The sequence below is a fragment of the Streptomyces sp. NPDC059564 genome (assembly GCF_042735575.1).
Lineage (GTDB): Bacteria > Actinomycetota > Actinomycetes > Streptomycetales > Streptomycetaceae > Streptomyces.
On the sequence record NZ_JBHWBP010000669.1, the window covers coordinates 1 to 1,643 of the forward strand.

The following is a 1,643-nucleotide window of genomic DNA, read 5'->3' on the forward strand; positions in this document are numbered from 1 at the left end:
CCTTCCCCCGCCACCTTGGGGGAAGGAAGCAGCGTGTACAGCATCCTCGTGGTTCCGGGGCCCACCATGTCCCCGGCCGCACAGATCCGCCTGGCACCGGGGCAGACCCTCCGGTTCGGCCGTGAAGAGGCGGGCGACGGCCGCCTGCACGTCCCGCACGCCGGCGTCTCGCGCTCGGCCGGGGAGATCACCGCCACCGGGACGTACTGGTCGCTCAGCAACCTCAGCCGCGCGTCGACCTACGTGGTCGAGAACCCCGAGGGCGCGGGCGAACACATCAAGATCGCCCCCGGGCGGCTCGGCGCACCCGTCCCGTTCGAGTTCGCCCGGATCGTCCTGCCGGCCGGCTCCGAACTGCTGACCCTGGACGTCTGGGCGCCGCGTCACGACTACGCCGACGCCGACGCCGAACAGGGCGGAACCGGCGATGTCATAGGGCCCGGCGGGGAGCCGACCGCGCTGGCCTTTCCGCTCGACCGTTCCAGCCGGTACTTCCTGGTCCTCACCGCGCTCTGTGAGCCGCGGCTGCGCGGCGCACCGCACGCGCCGCTGCCCACCGTCGAGCAGGTCGTCGAACGGCTGAGGCCCTGCTGGCCGGCCGCGAACCGCGCCTCCGTGCAGTGGAACATCGACTACCTCGCCGTCAAACTCCGCCTCAAGCCCGGCCCCGACACCGCGGATCCGGGGCCGCGGCTGGTCGGCAAGAAGGAGAGCCTCGTCTCGCTGGCCCTGCGCTTCGACCTGGTCCGCGAGCCCGACCTGGCGGCCCTGCCGACCGCCCCGACCGGTACCCCCCGCTGAACGGGCGGGCCGGCCGCCCGGGCGCCCTCGCCGTCCCGCCGGGCTACCGGGTCGGCCCCTGGACCGTCGGCCGCCTGCTGGGCGCCGGGGCCTTCGGCAGCGTGTACGCGGCCCGGCGCGCGGCCCCCGAGCCGGGGCGGCCCGACCGCGCCGCGCTCAAGGTCCTCCCGACCGGCACCCGCACCCCGCGCCAGCTCGGCCACCTGAGGGAGCTCGCCGACCGCGAGACGGAGGTGCTGCGCCGGGTGCGCACGCCCCGGCTGATCCGCATGTACGACGTGCTGACGGTCGACGACCCCGCCCGGCCCGAACTCGACGGAGCCACCGTGCTCGTCCTGGAGGAGGCGGCGGGTTCCCTGGAAGCCCTGCTGGCCGACGGCGTACCGCCGGCCGGGCCGGTCCTCCTGGCCCAGGTCTGCGAGGGGCTCGACCAGCTGCACCGGGCGGGCTGGGTGCACGGCGACCTCAAGCCCGGCAACGTCCTGCTGATGCCCGACGGCACGGCACGGCTCGCCGACTTCAACATGGCGGCGGAACTGGAGGGCACCCACGCCTACTCTCCCGCCTTCGCGACGCCCGACTACACCCCGCCGGACCTGCTCTGGTCGGAAGTCGGCGAACGCGGGATGAAGATCCGCCCGACGGCCGACATCTGGGCCTTCGGCGTCCTCGCCCACGTCGTCCTGACCGGCTCCCTGCCTCTGCCCGGCGGCAGCCCCGCCGCCCGCCGGGACGCCGCGCTGCGCTACGCCCGGGGCGAGGAGGAACTGCGGCTGTCGCCCGAACTGCCCGGTCCCTGGCGGGAGATCGTCGGCGACTGCCTGGCCCGGAGGCACGAGGAC

At 75.1% G+C, this 1,643-nt stretch carries 2 protein-coding genes; both read left to right on the forward strand.

The window, feature by feature from the left end; all coding sequences use genetic code 11:
• Window positions 1–33: 33 nt before the first annotated feature.
• Window positions 34–801 carry an FHA domain-containing protein gene (locus ACFV0Q_RS41480; RefSeq protein WP_385013283.1) on the forward strand — a complete coding sequence of 256 codons (768 nt, stop codon included), beginning with the start codon at window positions 34–36 and terminating at the stop codon, window positions 799–801.
• Window positions 798–1,643 (forward strand): serine/threonine-protein kinase (locus ACFV0Q_RS41485; RefSeq protein ID WP_385013285.1); only part of this gene is annotated, 846 nt, incomplete at its 3' end. The genes ACFV0Q_RS41480 and ACFV0Q_RS41485, both read left to right, overlap by 4 nt.